Below are 18,290 nucleotides of genomic sequence, written 5' to 3' on the forward strand. Positions count from 1 at the left end.
GGGTATCGGGTTCCCACATTCATCCGCACATGTGCGGATGAATGTGGGAGGTGTTCGGTTGAAGTTGATAATCAAGGTGCCTGCGTCTTTCAAGCGCTCTGTCTCGCAACGCTTGCGAGACAGAGCGCTTGCAGATAAGATAGGAGTACGGATGGCACCCGTTGCAGCGGGTCTTGCCAACTCCGATACACGTTTTCATCGTGAGAAGTGGCCGTCTTCGCTTACGCGGGGGCGGCCATTTTGTTTGCCCTATGCCATCTGATTCTAATGTACAAACATGCGCACGAACTTGTGCTTCCAGCTTGCGTAGGGCGCATACCGAAACGGCACGTCCAGCCATGTTGCCTTGTTCACGATGCTCTTCTTGTGGCTAAACGTATCGAAGCTCTCGCGGCCATGGTACTGCCCCATACCGCTTGCACCCATGCCGCCAAAGCCCATATGGCTCGTAGCCAGATGCATGATGGTGTCGTTAACACAGCCGCCGCCAAAGGGCACGTAACGCACAAAGCGCTGCTGAACCGCGCGATCCTGGCTAAAGATATACAGGGCCAGCGGCGTCGGACGATCCGTAATAAACGTCTCGGCCTCGTCTAAGCTCTCAAACGTTAGCACCGGTAAGATGGGACCGAAAATCTCCTCCTGCATTACGGCGTCATCGGGGGACACACCGTCTAGAATCGTCGGCTCAATCTTGAGCGACGACTCGCGCGCCGTGCCTCCCAGCACAACCTTATCGGGGTCGATTAGCCCGCGTACACGCGCAAAATGCTTGGCGTTGACGATATGCCCGTAATCCTCGTTATCGAGCGGATGCTCGCCAAACATACGGCGGACCTCCTCCTTGATGAGGCCCAGCAGCTCGTCGTGCACGCGCACGTCGACCAGCAGGTAGTCGGGCGCCACGCAGGTCTGGCCCACGTTGAGCCATTTACCAAATGCGATACGCCGCGCCGCGACCTTCAGGTTTGCCGTCGCATCCACGATGCAGGGACTCTTTCCGCCCAGTTCAAGCGTCACGGGCGTGAGGTTTTTGCTCGCGCGCTCCATGACGAGCTTGCCGACCGGAACGCTTCCGGTAAAGAAGATTTTGTCCCAGCATTCATCGAGCAGCGCCTCGTTCTCGGCACGCCCGCCTTCGACGACCGTCACCAGGCGCGGATCAAATGCTTCCTCGCAAATCTGCCTGAGCACCGCGCTCGAAGCCGGCGCATAGGCACTCGGCTTGATGACCACGGTGTTACCCGCGGCAAGGGCGCCGGCGAGCGGCTCGAGTGTTAGCAAAAACGGGTAGTTCCACGGAGCCATAATGAGCGTGACGCCATAGGGCACGGCTTGCGTTTTGCACACACTAATGGCATTGGCGAGGTCGCAGGGGCGCAGGCGCGGGCGGCTCCATCGGGCCATATGCGCAATCTGATGGCGAATCTCGGAAAGCGACGTGCCGATCTCGCACATATAGGCCTCGTCATGCGACTTTCCCAAATCGGTCTTAAGCGCATGGGCAATATCGGCCTCGTGGGCCCGTACCGCATCGCGCAGGCGCACGAGGGCGCGACGTCGAGCATCGACATCAAACGTGGCGTGCGTCTTAAAATAGGCGCGCTGCTCGCCGACAATGCGCGCGATTTCCTCGGTATTCATGGGCCCTCCTAGTTCTCGCCCTCAAACATACCACCCGCAATGACCTCGTACATACGCTCGAGTTCCAAACGGTCCATCAAAAGTGGAACAGGGTATAGCGGATTGGCCTCGGCATCGGCATGGGCCGCCATTTGCGGAATATCGGAGCGGCGAATACCCGAGACATATTTGGGGATTCCCAGGGCCTCGTTCATGCGGTCGACCCAATCGATAAAGGCCTCGGCCGCCAGGCTGTCCTGCGCGGTAGCCGGCGCAATGCCCGCCATGCGAGCAAGATCGGCAAGCTTGGGGGCGGCGGCGTCACCATAAGCGCGAAGCATGTGCGGCAGGATGATCGCGTTGGCCAAACCGTGCGGAATTCCGTATCGGCCGCCCAGACTATGCGCGATGGCATGAACGTATCCAACATAGGAGCGCGTAAAGGCAACACCCGCCTTATACGCCGCCGAAAGCATATTGCGACGCGCACGCATGTTGTCGCCATGCTCATAGGCCTCGAGCAAATTGTCGCGGATGAGCTGGACCGCCTGACGCGCCATCTTGCGCGTGTAGGGCGTGGTGCTACGGCCGATAAAGGCCTCGACAGCATGCGTCAGGGCATCCATACCCGTCTGCCCCGTAATGGACGCCGGCAACCCGCGCGTAAACTCGGGGTCGTGGACTGCAAAACGCGGGATGAGCACAAAATCGTTAATGGGGTATTTATAGTGCGTCTCATCATCGGTGATAACCGCCGCAAGCGTGACCTCGCTTCCCGTACCGGCGGTAGTGGGAACCGCAATAAGCAGCGGCAGGAGACGGTGGACACGCAGCAGGCCGCGCATCTTGTTGATGGGCTTGTTTGGCTGCGCAATGCGCGCCCCCACACCCTTGGCGCAGTCCATAGCCGAACCGCCACCAAAGCCGATAATGGCCTGGCAGTCGTTCTCGCGATACAGCGCCGCCGCTTCCTCCACGTTTGAGACCGTGGGGTTCGCACGCGTTTCGGCATAGACCGTAGCGCCAATCCCCTGAGCCGTAAGCGCACGCTCGAGTGATGCCGTGAGCCCCAAACGTGCAATACCAGGGTCTGTCACGATAAGAACCTTCTGGATCGAGCGTTTTTGAAGCACCGCGGGCACATCCTCGGCATGCTCCAAAATGCGCGGCTCGGTATAGGGCAGGATCGGCAATGCAATGCGAAAAACCGTCTGATATGTTCGGCACCAGGCACGACGGGCTAGATGCATAAAGGAAACTCCTTTATTTGTTGATAGGTCAACATTTGCTCGACCGATTGTACTCAGCAGAGATCACAGACGGCCTACCAATCGTTAATCAATCAACATCTTCATATCTCAAAATTGTTTTATTAAAAATCATTCCTAATAGGCTTCACATTTGGTTGCATTTATGGATAATAGAACTCGTCAAGACGCACGTCCGGAGAGGGCCCTTACGGGACCGGACGAGCGCGCAATCGCCATCGATCGAAAGGATCGAATCATGAAGTTTGTTTGCCCCGTTTGCGGTTATGTGGAAGAGTTCGACGGCGACCAGCTGCCCGAGGATTTTAAGTGCCCCCAGTGCGGCGTTCCCGGTTCTCGTTTCCTGAAGCAGGAGGAGGGCCAGCTCGAGTGGGCTGCCGAGCACGTCGTGGGCGTCGCCAAGATGGAGGGCGTCTCCGAGGACATCGTTGCCGACCTGCGCGCCAACTTTGAGGGCGAGTGCTCCGAGGTCGGTATGTACCTGGCCATGGCTCGCGTCGCTCATCGCGAGGGCTATCCCGAGATCGGCCTGTACTGGGAGAAGGCTGCCCACGAGGAGGCCGAGCACGCCGCCAAGTTCGCCGAGCTCCTGGGCGAGGTCGTGACCGACTCCACCAAGAAGAACCTCGAGATGCGCGTTGAGGCCGAGAACGGCGCCACCGCCGGCAAGACTGATCTTGCCAAGCGCGCCAAGGCCGCTGGTCTCGATGCCATCCACGACACCGTCCACGAGATGGCTCGCGACGAGGCTCGTCACGGCAAGGCTTTCGCCGGCCTGCTCAAGCGCTACTTTGGCTAAGCCAGCCGTCTGAGAGACAATCTCTAGCTCGATAAGGCCCGGACCGCACGGTTCGGGCCTTTTTGTGTCTCGAGGACTCGTTAACGCCCTGAAATAGGACCGCCTTCGGCATCGGTTGCTCGTCAAAAACTAAGTGAGTAGACTTTTTGGAACTTGCCGAGCACACCATCCATATTGCTTTATAAAGCCGCAGGTAAATGACTTGTTACCAAACGGCCTGGTCGCCAAAGTGCCAAAAGTCTACTCACTTAGAACCGCAGCCGTCCACGATCGAGCTGTTTTGCGTCTAACGGGCATCTTTCCGTCGATTACCCCCAATTTTGTCCAGTCAACGAATAGTTCAGACCGGAGTAATGCCTCAGCCCTTTGCTCATCCGGGCTTTTATCACGATATTCAGCATCGAGCATCCTGCATACGGCCTTAACGATCGCGCGGAATCTATCCTCATCGGATATCTGTCTGTGTGTCAGGAGAAGTACATCGTAGCCCATGGCCTGAAGGGCCGTCATGCGATCGGCGTCACGCAAGCCATCCCCTGCGCGTCCGTGCGAGGCCTTTCCCTGACATTCAATGGCCACCTGTCGCCTGCCGTCCAGCGAAGAAAGTAGTAGGTCGATATATACACGGGACTTTCCCACAATCGCTCGAGCACTTGTGCTTAACGTCACTTCGACATTGAGCTCTATACCGCAAAACCCTTCGCCTCCCAGGGCTCGCGGCAGCCCGAGCAACAAATACGCCTCGACCTCAAAAGGCGACGCGGCACCCAATGGGACGAGTTGCGATACCGCCATAAATCTATTGCCGTAACGCATCCCGCAAACATCTGAACAAAAACGGTCAAGGTCTCTGCCCAAAACCAAAGCGTCTCGACGCCATAAATTTGAAGCGGCGCCGTCCTCGGACGGGCAGCGCACCCAACCGAACGTTGTCGAAATCGCGCCCGAATCAATTGCACGCGAAAGCTCCGCCTCGAGTGCCGCTGGCAGAGCACACACCGCAAACAGGCCGCACATCTCCGCCAACACAAAAAGAAGCTGAAGATCCGTCAGATGCCGCGACATGATGAATGCCGTCAGTAGAGGAGACGTAATCAAAAATCCATGCTCCGTTTCCAGCACGGATTCCCTGGGAAGCTCGCCCAGGAACAGCCGCTGCCTAATGCCGGCAGAGCATGTCCGTTTGCTTCTCGTCCGAACCAATGTATACAACGGAAAGCCGAGTGCAACCGCAGCCGTCGGGTTACGGGCGAGGTCATATCGCTGCCGATCTTCTTCCGGCCGTGGAAGCGGCGGACACAAAGCGCGGACCTGAGGAGGCAAACGCAAATACCTAAAAGCCGATATGTCACAAAGTAAATCCTTCATAGGCACAGGAAAACACGCATTTCAACCCAGCTTGTCTCGCATTGGCGCGAACGCACCAAAAATGGCACCGAACGGACTGTCAAGTTTTCAACAGCCCTCCCCAACTGACCAAAAGCTTGCCGAGAGCTGGACAAAGTTTTGTTGAAAACCCCATTTTTTTCGCATGCAGAAGCTTTGCGCGGCAAGTGAGTAGACTTTTTTGAACATCCCGAGCAGGCCGGTCATCCTGCTTTTCAAAACCACAGGTAGATAGCTTGTTACAAAACTGCCTGATCGCCAAAGTGCCAAAAGTCTACTCACTTAGATTGCAGAGTTCCCCAATGAGCTGCAATTCCAAGGTATTTAGCACTTTTGGACTCAAATCGTCATACTGGACAAGAATTTGACTTGAGTTTTCGGGGGCAGATGCGCCATCGGCGCACCAATAACACTCACTGATATCGACAAAAGGGATACTCGAGCGCGTGAGGGCCTGCGCAAAAGAGCTTCCGTCCGTTCCGCGCTCCGCAACCACGGTGCAGTAAAGGCCCGCGTCTGCATGTTCGATCGAGACCTCCCCTGCCGGAAACGTTTTCCGTACAAGCGCCGCCAGGCCATCACGCGCCTCGCGAGCACGAACGCGCACGCGATTCACATGTCGCTCGTAATCACCCGATTCCAGCAAGCGAGCCAAAGCGACCTGGTCAACAGAGCTCACCGACGAGGCGTAGAAGCCAAGGTTGCGCCTAAACCGCTCCATTAGCTCATCGGGCAACACCATGTACGCTAGACGCAACGCCGATGACAGGCTCTTCGAAAACGTGTTGGTGTAGATAACCGATTGAGCGGCATCGATCGACGCGAGCGCAGGAATCGGCTTGCCGGCAAGGCGAAACTCACAATCGAAGTCGTCTTCGATGAGATATCGGCCCGGCTGCTCGGCGGCCCAGCTCAGCAGCGCATAGCGACGTGCAATGCTCGTCACAAGGCCGGTCGGATACTGATGGGACGGCATCAGGTGAAGAACATCGGTCCCAGTTTTCTGCAGAGCACTCAGGTCCACGCCGTCATCATCCAACGGGATATGCCGAACGTTGCAACCCATAGCCTGATAGATGCGCGTCAGGCGCAAATAGCCCGGATCTTCAACGGCATACACCTTGTCGGCTCCAAGCAGCTGAACCAACATGGTATCGAGCAGCTGGGCGCCCGCGCCGATAACAATGTTGTTGGGGTCGACATTCATACCCCTTGTCCCGCGCAGATGATGAGCAATTGCGCGTCGTAGCCGAGCGGTGCCCTGTGCTGGCGCGGGCGAAAAGATCTCGCATTCGTCTTCGGATGCCAGCGTCGCCCGCAGTGCGCTTTGCCAAAGCCGCGCCGCCTCCAAAGCGGAAGGAGAAAGCGCATCGATTCGCTCGACCTGTCCGTCGACACCATGCGCACTGGGACCCGCAGAAACGGCATCTCGGTCGATACCCTCCGCAGCCGAAGCCAAAACCGGTGCATCCGGAAGCTCACAAGCGTAGTAGCCACGCCGCGGCTTTGAACAAATATAGCCCTCGGCAAGTAACTGGCTATATGCATTTTCGATGGTAATGACACTGATTCCCAGATGACTGGCAAAGGCGCGCTTAGACGGCAAATGCTCCCCCGCCGCAATGCGTCCAGCAACGATATCATCTCGAATTTGCTGGTAAACATACTCATAGAGCGATGTTCCGCCGCGTTTTTCCAAATTGTAGTCAAGCATGAGCCTATCACCTGACCTTATTAAGTCATTCAATCTGGTATTAGTCTGACCTTGTCATTATCTCGAAAACTGAGTATTTCGCCATACCCAGCTCCCAGATAGGATGTTCCGTCAAGCAATGCACATGCCAACCAAGGGAGCAACCATGGCAGAACAGACCAGCAAAGCCGATCGCGTCAAACTCAATCGCGAGCTCGCGCAGATGCTCAAGGGCGGCGTCATCATGGACGTCACCACGCCCGAGCAGGCACGCATCGCCGAGGAGGCGGGCGCCTGCGCCGTCATGGCACTCGAGCGCATCCCGGCCGACATCCGCGCCGCAGGCGGCGTGTCGCGCATGAGTGACCCCAAGATGATCAAGGGCATCCAGGAGGCCGTCTCCATCCCTGTCATGGCCAAGTGCCGCATCGGTCACATTGTCGAGGCGCAGGTCCTGCAGGCCATCGATATCGACTACATCGACGAGTCCGAGGTTCTCTCCCCCGCCGACGATGTCTACCACATCGACAAGACCCAGTTTGACGTTCCGTTTGTCTGCGGTGCCCGTGACCTGGGCGAGGCGCTGCGCCGTGTTGCCGAGGGCGCCACGATGATCCGCACCAAGGGCGAGCCGGGCACGGGCGACGTGGTCCAGGCCGTGCGCCACATGCGGAAGATCCAAAAGCAGATCCGCGACGTTGTTGCCCTGCGCGACGACGAGCTCTTTGAGGCAGCCAAGCAACTGCAGGTTCCGGTCGAGCTGGTGCGCGAGGTCCATGCCACGAGCAAGCTCCCTGTCGTGAACTTTGCTGCTGGCGGTGTGGCAACCCCTGCCGACGCCGCGTTGATGATGCAGCTGGGTGCCGAGGGCGTCTTTGTGGGCTCGGGCATCTTTAAGAGCGGCGACCCGGCCAAGCGCGCCGCCGCCATCGTCAAGGCCGTGGCAAACTTCACCGATGCCAAGCTCATCGCCGAGCTTTCAGAAGACCTGGGCGAGGCCATGGTGGGCATCAACGCCGACGAGATCGAAATCATCATGGAGGAGCGCGGGCGCTAGTCCAGCAGAAAGGATCGCACATGAGCGATTATGCAGATCAAACGGTCGCCGTACTGGCGGTCCAAGGCGCTTTTGCCGAGCACGAGGCGAGGCTGTCCGAGCTGGGCGCACGTTGTATTGAGCTGAGGCAGGCGGCTGATTTGAAGCAGAACTTTGACCGTCTGGTACTTCCCGGCGGCGAGTCCACCGTTCAAGGGAAGCTGCTTGATGAGTTGGGCATGCTCGAGGAGCTTCGTGCCCGTATCTCTGAAGGCATGCCCGTCCTGGGCACCTGCGCCGGCTTGATTCTGCTGGCTCACGACCTTGCCGCCCATGACGATAAGGGCACGCCGCGTTTGGCAACCATGGATGTACTCGTTGAGCGCAATGCCTACGGCAGGCAGCTCGGCAGTTTTCGAACCAAGGGGCAGGTAGCCGGCATCGACGGTGAAGTGCCGCTGACGTTTATCCGCGCGCCCCGCATCGTCAAGGTGCGCGGCAATGCCAAGGCCTTAGCGAAAGTCGACGGGCGCATCGTCGCCGCCCGCCAGGGCAACCAGCTCGGCGTAACCTTCCACCCCGAACTCGATGAAGACACCCGCCTCCACGAACTGTTCCTACAAATGTAGGCATCGAAATCAACAAACAAAACGAGAGTGGATACTCTCCCACTTTAAGCTTGAATGCAGGCTCAAACCGGGAGAGCATCCACTCTCGTGCTATGTAGTCGTTGGGTGTTCTTAAACGACTACATCGCGATAGACGACCACGTTTGCCCAGATAAAACCGACCAAAATAAACCTGTCCCTTTTTGGCAGGTTTGGACTATGGGAACGCCGATGTTTTGGCAACGCCAGCGAGCGCCGCCCAGGGCGAACAAGTTGGCATGAAAAAGGCAAGGCATAGACCTTCTGGTCATGCCTTGCCTTTTGAATGACAAATTGTCGCCCTGGGTGGCGCGCAGCGTCGAGCCGTTACGCGGTTTGGTAAAACCGCGTAACCCAACTAAAAGCGGTTGCCGCGGAAGCCGCCACCGTTGCGGCCGCCACGATCGCCGCCGCGACCGCCGCGGTCGTTACCACGGTTGCCGCCGAAGCCGCCACGGTTGCCACCGCGATCGCCATAGCCACCACGGTTGCCGCCAAAGCCGCCACGACCGCCACGGTCACCAAAGCCGCCACGGCCACTGCGATCGCCACCGCGACCGCCACGGTCGCCGCCACGGCCACCGCGATCACCAAAGCCGCCGCGACCGCCACGGTCGCCGCCACGGCCACCACGATCGTCACGGCCGCCGCGGGGACCGCGGTCCTCGTCCAGGCCCATGGCGACGAGCGGAGCGATAACCTTATCGAGAGCGGCCATCAGCTCGGTGGCCTCCTCGTAAGAAAGCTCGGGCAGGAGCTTCTCCTTCTTGTTGGCAAGCTCGACCAGGCCCTCAGCGGCATCTTCGGCAGCGAAGACGACGATCTTGCGCATATCGCCCTCGGCATCGTCGATGCGGCCGACCAGATCGGCAGCCTCGGCCTCGGCCATCAGGCCATCGAGCTCACGAAGGCGCATGCCCAGCAGGTCGGACATTTCCTTCTGCTCCATCTTAGGCTTGAGGTCAAGAAGCTTGATGGCGCGCTCGATGTTCGCCATGCGCTCGGCCTTGGCCTCCTCCTCCTTGGAAATAGCAAAGCGACGGCTACGCAGCAGGCGGGCGGCCTTCTGCATCTTGTCCATCAGCTCTTCGTCATCGTAATCAACGGCGGCCTCGACAACCTCGGCCTCCTCCTCGGCGGAAACCTCGGCAGCAGCCTCAACCTCGGCAGCTTCGGTCTCCACGGTCTCGACCGCCTCGACCTCGGCAGTCATGGTCTCGTTCTCGGTCTCGTTCATGATCTCTTCGTTCTCAGACATGAGACTCCTTCTTGGCCCTCTCGGGCATCATCGCCCCATTCGCGGGGCCCGTCGCGCACTCTTTGCGCTTTAAACATTCATGCCTCTCGGCAAAACGTCCATTAGTTTATGGTGTCGCCATCCAATCTAGCTGCAGAATCTATGTGCACACATTAATGCGACATGTCGCGGTATCATGGCCTGAACCAAACGTGTCCACCTTAAGGAGCCCGCCATGATTAAGCCCATCATGAAATCCGAGTTCTTTTTGCGCCTGCCTTCCGAAGACGCGGGACCTGACGATGCCGCGACCGGGCAGGACCTCCTGGATACGCTCCACGAGCATGAGCACGAGTGCGTGGGCCTCGCCGCCAACATGATCGGCGTGCGCAAACGCATCATCTGCGTAAAGGACGGCAACAGGACGCTCCTGATGTACAACCCTCAAATTCTTGAGCAGGTCAATGCCTATCAGACGAGCGAAGGATGTCTCTCGCTGATCGGCGAGCGTCCATGCACCCGCTATCGCCGCATTAAGGTTGAGTATTTGGATGAGAACTTTGTCCACCGCATCAAAAACTTCTCGGGCTACACCGCCGAGATCATCCAGCACGAAATCGATCATTGCTGCGGAATCGTGATCTAGTTCCGCGAGTCAAGGAAAATGATCTGTTTTCCTCCGTCCCTAATGGACCATGGTAACGACGCAGGCTGAGCACACGACAGCGAGCGAGCCGCATTTGCACCAAGGTGATGTGAAACGAAAGGGCGCTGACCTTCTGGTCGCGCCCTTGAAGTTGAACGTCAGATTGGTGTGAATGCGGCTCGCGCAGCGTCAAGCGGTCCGCCGTTCGGTAGAACGGCGGAACTAGTTACGCCTGGCGGTAGTGATCAAAGAAATCGGCGAGGTCTTCGAGCGACTCTTTGAGCACTTCCATGCGCGGCAGGTACACGATACGGAAGTGGTCGGGCTCAGCCCAGTTGAAGCCGCCGCCGCGCGTGATCAGAATTTTCTTCTCGTGCAGCAGGTCGAGGGCAAACTGCTCGTCGTCGGTGATGTTGAACTTTTTAACATCCATCTTGGGGAAGATATAGAACGCCGCACGCGGCTTGACCACCGAGATGCCGTCGATCTTGCTGAGCGCCTCATACACAAAGTTGCGCTGCTCGTAGACACGACCGCCGGGGCGGATGTAGTCATTGACCGACTGGTGTCCGCCGAGCGCCGTCTGAACGATCGACTGAGCCGGCACATTGGAGCACAGGCGCATGTTAGAGAGCATGTTGACGCCCATGATGAAGTCGCTCATGCAGCGCTGGTTGCCCGAAAGCACCATCCAGCCAATACGATAGCCCGCGATCATGTGCGACTTGGAAAGGCCGCTAAACGTAATGCAGGGCAGATCGGGGGCGAGCGATGCAATGGAGACGTGCTCATAGCCGTCCATGCACAGGCGGTCATAGATCTCGTCGGCAAAAATCATGAGCTGGTGCCTGCGCGCGATCTCAACGATGCCCTCGAGCACTTCGCGCGGATAGACAGAGCCCGTGGGGTTGTTGGGGTTGATGATGACGAGGGCCTTGGTCGCGCTCGTGATCTTGGACTCCATATCCTCCAGGTCGGGATACCAATCCGCCTGCTCATCGCATAGATAGTGCACGGGATGACCGCCGGCGAGGGTTGCGCACGCCGTCCAGAGCGGATAGTCGGGGCTGGGGATCAAAATCTCGTCGCCATTGTCGAGCAGTGCGTTCATCGAAAGCTGAATGAGCTCGGACACGCCGTTGCCCGTGTAGATGTGCTCCATCTGAACATTGGGCAGGCCCTTGATCTGCGAGTACTGCATGATTGCCTTGCGCGCGGAGAACAGGCCACGCGAGTTGGAATAGCCTTCGCAGTCGGGCAGCTGCTGGCGCATGTCCTTGATGACCTCGTCGGGCGTGCGGAAACCGAAGGGCGCCGGGTTGCCGATATTGAGCTTGAGGATGCGCTCGCCCTCGTCCTCCATACGGGCAGCCTCGTCGACGACGGGACCGCGCACGTCATACAGGACGTTATCAAGCTTGGTGGATTTAGAAAAAGTACGCATGGTGGTGCTCCTTGGAATTTGAGCTGAGGGATGGGGTTCGGGCTTGGAATCGTTGCGAGGCGATGATGTCTCGCCTTGATCGGCGTCACCGGCAAGCAACCAGGAAACATCGACCTCCAAAATGCGGGCGAGCAGCTCTGCCACATCGCGCCGCGGAATCGTCTTGCCACTCACATATTGGCTCATCTGACTCTTGCCGAGTTTTTTGCCGAGCATCTCCGATGCGCGGATTACGTCCGACTGGCGAACGTCTCGATCGGACATGGTCTGTCGCAGGCGATCGCTAAACGTCTCTTGGGCCACAGGAACCTCCTTGCCGGCAAAGTTCAATTTATAGAACACGAATTGAACCAAGGTTCAATTTAGCAAGCAGTATAGCGCGGCGCATTATCTGGAAGTTCAATTTCACAAGAAAATGTACCGAACCCCGAGAATCGTCCCGAGGTGGACAACGGGCACGCGCTTTTAGAGATATTCGAGGAAACGAGCCGCCGCGAGCGAAACGTCGGCGGTGCGGTATATGGCGTTGATCTGCCGATGAGGATGTCCCTCGAGCGGGCGCACGGCAACATCGAACTGGCAGCGGCGCAAGATGAGCGCGGGAAGAATGCTCACGCCCAGGCCGTCCTCGACCATGGCCATAATCGCATAGTCATCCCAGGTCGACAGCTTGGAGCGCACCGTCAGCCCCGCCCGACGGAACAGCGGCGTAATCTCGTCGTCGCTACCGCGTTCCAGCAGAATAAACTGCTCGTTGGCCAAATCGGCAAGGGAAACGACCTCCGCGGTGGCAAGCGAGGAGCCCGCTGGCACCACGGCCATCAGCTCGTCTTGTACCAACGGCCGCGACGCCATGCCGGCGCCGCGTGGCTCGCGCGGAATAAAGCCCAGGTCGCAGCGGCCTTCCGCCACCCATTGCTCAATCTCGGAGTAATCGCCCATCAGCAACTCATAATCGACGTCCGGATGATCGGCGCGAAACCGCGCGATCACCGGCGGCAGTACATGGGTCGCCACACTCGAAAACGTACCGATACAGATCTTGCCACGCATGAGCCCTCGCATCTCGTCCACGCGTCGCTGCAGGCGGCCAAACTCTTCGCATAACGCCTCGACTGCCGGCATGACCTGCCGCCCGTCGGCAGAAAGCACCACGCCCTCGCGGCTGCGATCAAGCACCTTAAAACCCCAGTCTGCCTCAAGGTCGCCCACCATACGGCTCACGCCCGACTGCGAATAGCTCAGCCGCTCTGCAGCACGCGTAAAGCTGCCGGCACGCACCGTCTCAAGCAGCACTTGCATCTTTTGGATATTGGTCTCCACGGCACGTCCCCGCCCTTACATGAGTATTTGTCATGTCATCCATGCATTATATTCGCTTTTCTTCTAAAGCCAGTTCACCCATAGTGAACATGCTCGGATATAGATGGGACGGAAGCGCATGAACAACGGACTGTTTACGTACTTAGCAGCATTGCTATTGTTTGGCTCCAACGGCATCATCGCCGCTGCCATCGCGCTGCCGAGCTCCGATATCGTGCTGCTGCGCACGTTTTTGGGAGCCCTCTCGCTTGTAACCATCCTCGCCATCACCCAACGCCATAAGTTGCAGGCGCCATCTCGCCCCCGCGAAGCCGCAGCCCTCCTCCTCTCGGGAGCCGCGCTGGGCGCCAGCTGGATTTTTCTGTTCCGCGCCTACCAGACGATCGGCGTCGGCGTATCCTCGCTGCTGTACTACTGCGGCCCCATCATTGTCATGGCGCTCTCCCCGCTCATCTTTGGCGAAAAGCTGACCGGCGGCAAAATCGCCGGGTTTATCGCCGTCGCCTGCGGCGCCTTCCTCATCGCGGCCCAAGGCCTCGGCGGCAATATGCCCATCGCGGGCATCGTGTGCGGCATCGCCTCGGCCTTCTGCTATGCATTGATGGTCATCGCCAGCAAGGGTGCGCCGCACATCGAGGGCCTCGAGAACTCCGCGCTCCAGGTGAGCGCCGCCTTTTTGACCGCGCTGGTCCTTACGCTCCTCACGCAGGGCGCCCCCTCATTCCTGTCCGCCGGCGTCGCCGCCAGTATTGATTGGCGCGCCGTCGTCATGCTCGGCGTCGTCAACACCGGACTCGGTTGCCTGCTCTACTTTAGCGCCGTCGCCAAACTGCCCGTGCAGACCGTCGCCGTCGTCGGCTACCTTGAGCCGCTTTCGGCCGTCGTGTTCTCGGCCGTCCTTTTGGGCGAAACCATAACACCGGTCCGCCTGATGGGCGCCGCGCTTATCATCGGCGGCGCGATTTTTTGCGAACTCGCCGGCAAACGCGCAAACACCAAGGCTGGCATCGCCCAGACAGCACGTGCTTAATAGCCCCTGCTCTGAAATACTACCTGCGTATATGAATAATCCCCAGATGGGGATTATTGTCTAAAACACCCCGATGTGCCAAACTGCTCTTATATGTATAAAGATGGCATAAAGGTCTACTGCTCGTGGCAGAGGCCAGATGTCCAAGGGAGTCCACGTGGCACACAACAAGCTGGAGGCAAGCCTCCAAGACCAGCGTAGTCAAGGCGGGCATGGAGCCATTCCCCTCTCCGCTGGCATGCTGCTCGTAACGCTCGGCGTCGTCTACGGTGACATCGGCACAAGCCCCATGTACACCATGAAATCAATCGTCGCCAACAACGGCGGCATCGGCACCGTCAGCGAGGACATGATTCTGGGCGCGCTTTCGCTCGTCATCTGGACCATGACACTCGTGACCACGGTCAAGTACGTTGTAATCGCCATGAAGGCCGACAACCATAACGAGGGCGGCATCTTCGCCCTGTTCAGTCTCGTGCGTAAGGTGGCGCCGTGGCTGATTCTGCCCGCCATGATCGGCGGCGCGGCGCTGCTCGCCGACGGCATCCTCACCCCCGCCGTCACGGTTACCACGGCCATTGAGGGCCTGCGCACTATCGAGTGGGGCCACGCGCTATTGGGTGACGGGCAAACCAACGTCATCATTATTACCATCATCATTATCTGCGGCCTATTTGCCATGCAGCGCGCCGGTACCTCGTCGATCGGCAAGCTGTTCGGCCCGCTCATGACACTATGGTTCCTGTTCCTGGCGGGCGCCGGCCTGTTCAACATGCTCGGCAACCTGTCCATCCTACGCGCGCTCAACCCCATCCGCGGCATCATGTTCCTGTTCTCGCCCATCAACCACTCGGGCATCATGGTGCTCGGCTTCGTCTTCCTGTCGACGACCGGCGCCGAGGCGCTCTATTCGGACATGGGTCACGTGGGCAAGGCTAACATTTACGCATCCTGGCCGTTCGTAAAGGCGGCCCTCATCCTTAACTATCTGGGTCAGGGCGCTTGGCTGCTTGCCAACAATTCCAATCCCCAGATGCTCGCGATGGATATCGTCAACCCGTTCTACATGATGCTCCCCGAGCCCCTGCGCCCCTTTGCCATCGTGCTTTCGGCCGTGGCGGCCATCATCGCCTCGCAGGCGCTCATCACCGGCTCGTTCTCACTGGTATCCGAGGCAACGCGCCTCAACCTTATGCCGCATCTGCGTATCCACTACCCCAGCGACACCAAGGGCCAGCTCTATATTCCGCTCGTCAACAACATCATGTGGGTCGGCTGCATCTTCATCGTGCTGCTGTTCCAAAACTCCGAGCGCATGGAGAGCGCCTATGGCCTCGCCATTACCGTGACCATGCTCATGACCACGACGCTATTGACGAGCTATATCGCCGGCATTCTCAAGCACAAGCTGGGCGCCTGCGTCTTCGCCCCGCTCTTCGGCGCCATTGAGCTGTGCTTCTTCGCTTCGTGCCTCACCATGTTCTTTGACGGCGGCTACGTCATGATCTTCCTGGCCGCACTGCTGTTTGGCCTTATGTATGTGTGGCGTCGCGGCACCGCCATCGAGCGCACGCAGACGATCCTGCTGCCTGTCTCCAAGTACATCGATCAGCTCAACCGCCTGCGCAACGACGAGACCTACCCCGTGCTTGCCGACAATCTGGTATTCCTCACCAACAGCCCCGATCCGCTCACGCTTGACCGCGACGTGCTCTATTCCATCCTGGACAAACATCCCAAGCGCGCCAAGGCATACTGGTTCATCAACGTGCACGTTACCGACGAGCCCTATACGCACGAGTATTCCGTTGAGACCTTTGGCACAGACTTCCTGTTCCGCGTGCGCTTGGACCTGGGCTTTAAGGTCAATCAGCGCATCAACGCCTACCTACGCCAGATCGTTGGCGACCTGATGGCATCGGGTGAGTTGCCGCCGCAGCATCACACCTACTCCATCTACGAGACACGCGGCAACGTGGGCGACTTCCGTTTTTGCATGCTGCGCAAGATGCTTGCCCCCGAAACGGACATCAACCGCAACGACCATCGCGTCATGGCCATCAAGTACGCCGTCCGCCGCGCCTGCGGAAGCCCGGCACGTTGGTACGGTCTCGAGAACTCGGCCATCATCATCGAGTACGTGCCGCTGTTTGCCCGCATGCGCCCGGCCGTTAAGCTCGTGCGCACCCAGGTGCCGCTCGAGGTTCAGATCGAAGAGGCCGAGGAAATGGAAGTCGACATCTTCTCGGACGACCTGGTCAACGGCAACGAGGCCGGCAAGAGCATGAACGTCGATCCCACCGAGCTGCTCGAGAGCGTCGCCGATACGCCCGAGCAACAGCAACTCGACGGACTCGAGAGCACCCAGCTCAACGACGCCAACTTCTAGCGACGTCATAAATCAACGACAGCGGCCCTGCACCTCACGAGAGACGCAGGGCCGCTTTGCATTGCAGTAAAGCTAACGGCTACGAACGACGCGGCTCGGGAACCACGAGCCTATCGGGGCTTGCGCCCTCGGCATCCATCAGGCTCACGTAGCGAATCGACGGATCCCCATACATCGCGTAGTAATAATTGCCCGTGCGCGCGCTAAAGCATCCGGTGTAGATAGTCTTCTCGAACTTGCCATCGCCCATCCTGGACGCTCCCTCAATCATCACCACGCCCTCGAGAGAGCGGAACATGCGAACGACGTTTTCGGTCTCGCTCTCCTTTTGCGGGTAATTGGCATTGAGGTACGCCGCCTTTACAAAACGGCTCGGCGAATAGCAATCGCCCGGAATGCCGCGCATGCCGGCACCCGCGCCATAGGGCTTGAGCTCGGCGCCACGCCATGTCGCCGTCTGCGGAAAATCGCTTGTGGCGGTGATATAGGTGCGGAGGTTTTCCATGTGCCACGGGAAGGTCGGCTGGTTGGCAAGGGTGTCGACCGGATCGTCGTATACATGCAGGCCATCAGCCATCATCTCGACCACGATGCTGCGCTGGCTGTCGCCGATAATCCAATGGAGCAGCGACACGCCCAGCCCCTCTCCGGCAGATTTGGCAACAATCACCGTGTCGCGCAGCGCGGCCTCGACCTCATCGACCGTCGAGAACGTCGCTGCCACCCACAGGGGAAACTCATAGGCCGCGATATTGGTCTTTCCATCAACCGGCCCCTCGGCATACTCGGCATAACCCGGGAAATTGAGGCCCGCCACGGCGAGGCCCGCATCGTTGCCGCAATCGAAGAACATAGGGTAGTTCTTGTAATCGATGCACATACCGATCACCGCGTGTGCCGCTGTCGCGTCGTCGATAAACGAATACGGAATCTGAAACCCGCGCGGCATCACGCGAACCTGTTGGCCGTAGTCAAAGCTCCAGTCGAGGTTGCGGCCCAGATACATGTGGCCAGAATTATCGGTAAATCGAATACTCGTACACATAGCGCCTCCTAGCTTTACGTTCCTGCTAAGTTCATTGTCTCCAAACAAAAAGGCGCTAAACACAAAAGCCCGGACATGACAACAATGTCATGTCCGGACCAAAGCACCGGTTCAATCCCCGATCAAATCGTCCTAGACGAGTTTACCGAGACAGTGATCAATCATGTGTTGAACCATCTGCGCCTCAAAGCCGACGAAGTCCTGCTTGCGCTCGCGCATCTTGCCGTCGACGATCACGTCATAAGCGACCTTGCACTTGATATAGCGCGTGGACTTGGTGACCTCCTCGTGCGTCAGGCAGCTCTCCTCCATCTTGCTGGCGCCCAGGCCAAACACCAGACGGGGGTTGTAGAGCACGTGGGGCTCGCCGGCATCGTCCAGGTAGACGCAAACCTTCTTGGTAACGCCAATCTGGTTAGCGGCAAGGCAGCCGGCATCGTCGAGCGACTTGATGGTATCGATCAGGTCCTGTGCGACCGACTCGTCCTCGACGGTCGCAACCTCGCAACGCTGGGACAGGATAGCCTCGTCGTGGCAAAGCTCTTTAATCATACGTTCCTCCATAGGGGTCGTTGTAACCGCTTAAGTATACGGTACCCACACTTTTTCATGCGAAAAATACCGTCCGTCTGCCGCAAAGCGCCGAACATCAACATGCGAGGAACAACAACGTCGTAAAGGGGCTATAGTAGTTGAGTTCGTGTCAATCGGCCTAAACTCGGGG

The 18,290-nt window shown here is 58.5% G+C and carries 15 protein-coding genes; 6 read left to right on the forward strand and 9 right to left on the reverse strand.

All coding sequences use genetic code 11. The features are described from left to right. Window positions 1–264: 264 nt before the first annotated feature. The gene (locus tag AB5Z20_RS07355; protein ID WP_368156803.1) at window positions 265–1,644 is read right to left on the reverse strand and encodes an aldehyde dehydrogenase; all 1,380 of its coding nucleotides are present in this window, start codon (window positions 1,642–1,644) and stop codon (window positions 265–267) included. A gap of 8 nt (window positions 1,645–1,652) precedes the next feature. After that, window positions 1,653–2,873 (reverse strand): iron-containing alcohol dehydrogenase, encoded by a 1,221-nt coding sequence (locus tag AB5Z20_RS07360; RefSeq protein ID WP_368156804.1) that lies wholly within the window; start codon window positions 2,871–2,873, stop codon window positions 1,653–1,655. Window positions 2,874–3,129: 256 nt separating this feature from the next. Here AB5Z20_RS07360 and AB5Z20_RS07365 point away from each other — a divergent pair, with 256 nt between their 5' ends. Beyond that, the gene (locus AB5Z20_RS07365; protein WP_022094328.1) at window positions 3,130–3,690 is read left to right on the forward strand and encodes a ferritin family protein; all 561 of its coding nucleotides are present in this window, start codon (window positions 3,130–3,132) and stop codon (window positions 3,688–3,690) included. A gap of 240 nt (window positions 3,691–3,930) precedes the next feature. On the opposite strand, the gene AB5Z20_RS07370 is transcribed toward AB5Z20_RS07365, so the two are convergent. Both AB5Z20_RS07370 and AB5Z20_RS07375 read right to left on the reverse strand, forming a co-directional pair. After that, window positions 3,931–4,812 carry a hypothetical protein gene (locus tag AB5Z20_RS07370; protein WP_349089322.1) on the reverse strand — a complete coding sequence of 294 codons (882 nt, stop codon included), beginning with the start codon at window positions 4,810–4,812 and terminating at the stop codon, window positions 3,931–3,933. Between the two features lie 538 nt (window positions 4,813–5,350). Next, window positions 5,351–6,790 (reverse strand): PLP-dependent aminotransferase family protein, encoded by a 1,440-nt coding sequence (locus tag AB5Z20_RS07375; protein WP_368156805.1) that lies wholly within the window; start codon window positions 6,788–6,790, stop codon window positions 5,351–5,353. A gap of 145 nt (window positions 6,791–6,935) precedes the next feature. Here AB5Z20_RS07375 and pdxS point away from each other — a divergent pair, with 145 nt between their 5' ends. Together pdxS and pdxT are read left to right on the forward strand one after the other, a co-directional pair. Beyond that, complete coding sequence (pdxS, locus tag AB5Z20_RS07380; RefSeq protein WP_368156806.1) at window positions 6,936–7,826, forward strand: pyridoxal 5'-phosphate synthase lyase subunit PdxS; 891 nt, start codon at window positions 6,936–6,938, stop codon at window positions 7,824–7,826. 20 nt (window positions 7,827–7,846) lie between these two features. Beyond that, window positions 7,847–8,434, forward strand: coding sequence for a pyridoxal 5'-phosphate synthase glutaminase subunit PdxT (pdxT, locus tag AB5Z20_RS07385; RefSeq protein WP_368156807.1), 588 nt, complete (start codon window positions 7,847–7,849; stop codon window positions 8,432–8,434). Between the two features lie 376 nt (window positions 8,435–8,810). Here pdxT and AB5Z20_RS07390 read toward each other — a convergent pair whose 3' ends face one another. Beyond that, entirely contained in the window at window positions 8,811–9,710 is a 900-nt protein-coding gene (locus tag AB5Z20_RS07390) for a hypothetical protein (protein WP_368156808.1), read from the reverse strand. A 214-nt stretch (window positions 9,711–9,924) separates the two neighbouring features. On the opposite strand from AB5Z20_RS07390, the gene AB5Z20_RS07395 reads away from it, so the two are divergent. Next, on the forward strand, window positions 9,925–10,335 hold the full coding sequence (locus AB5Z20_RS07395; RefSeq protein WP_368156809.1) for a peptide deformylase: 411 nt from the start codon (window positions 9,925–9,927) through the stop codon (window positions 10,333–10,335). A gap of 226 nt (window positions 10,336–10,561) precedes the next feature. On the opposite strand, the gene AB5Z20_RS07400 is transcribed toward AB5Z20_RS07395, so the two are convergent. Next, on the reverse strand, window positions 10,562–12,043 hold the full coding sequence (locus AB5Z20_RS07400) for an aminotransferase class I/II-fold pyridoxal phosphate-dependent enzyme (RefSeq protein ID WP_368156832.1): 1,482 nt from the start codon (window positions 12,041–12,043) through the stop codon (window positions 10,562–10,564). A gap of 201 nt (window positions 12,044–12,244) precedes the next feature. Further along, entirely contained in the window at window positions 12,245–13,102 is an 858-nt protein-coding gene (locus AB5Z20_RS07405; RefSeq protein ID WP_070100750.1) for a LysR family transcriptional regulator, read from the reverse strand. A 118-nt stretch (window positions 13,103–13,220) separates the two neighbouring features. On the opposite strand from AB5Z20_RS07405, the gene AB5Z20_RS07410 reads away from it, so the two are divergent. Together AB5Z20_RS07410 and AB5Z20_RS07415 are read left to right on the forward strand one after the other, a co-directional pair. Further along, the gene (locus tag AB5Z20_RS07410) at window positions 13,221–14,132 is read left to right on the forward strand and encodes a DMT family transporter (protein WP_368156810.1); all 912 of its coding nucleotides are present in this window, start codon (window positions 13,221–13,223) and stop codon (window positions 14,130–14,132) included. 139 nt (window positions 14,133–14,271) lie between these two features. Continuing rightward, a complete protein-coding gene (locus tag AB5Z20_RS07415; protein ID WP_368156811.1) occupies window positions 14,272–16,521 on the forward strand; it encodes a KUP/HAK/KT family potassium transporter in 2,250 nt (749 codons plus the stop codon). Window positions 16,522–16,600: 79 nt separating this feature from the next. Here the strand turns inward: AB5Z20_RS07415 and bsh are convergent, their stop codons facing one another. Next, window positions 16,601–17,566, reverse strand: coding sequence for a choloylglycine hydrolase (gene bsh, locus AB5Z20_RS07420; protein WP_368156812.1), 966 nt, complete (start codon window positions 17,564–17,566; stop codon window positions 16,601–16,603). A 132-nt stretch (window positions 17,567–17,698) separates the two neighbouring features. Beyond that, window positions 17,699–18,118 (reverse strand): peptide deformylase, encoded by a 420-nt coding sequence (locus AB5Z20_RS07425; protein WP_138375320.1) that lies wholly within the window; start codon window positions 18,116–18,118, stop codon window positions 17,699–17,701. Window positions 18,119–18,290: the final 172 nt, after the last annotated feature.

Origin of the sequence: Collinsella aerofaciens, from assembly GCF_040910245.1 — a bacterium.
GTDB lineage: Bacteria > Actinomycetota > Coriobacteriia > Coriobacteriales > Coriobacteriaceae > Collinsella.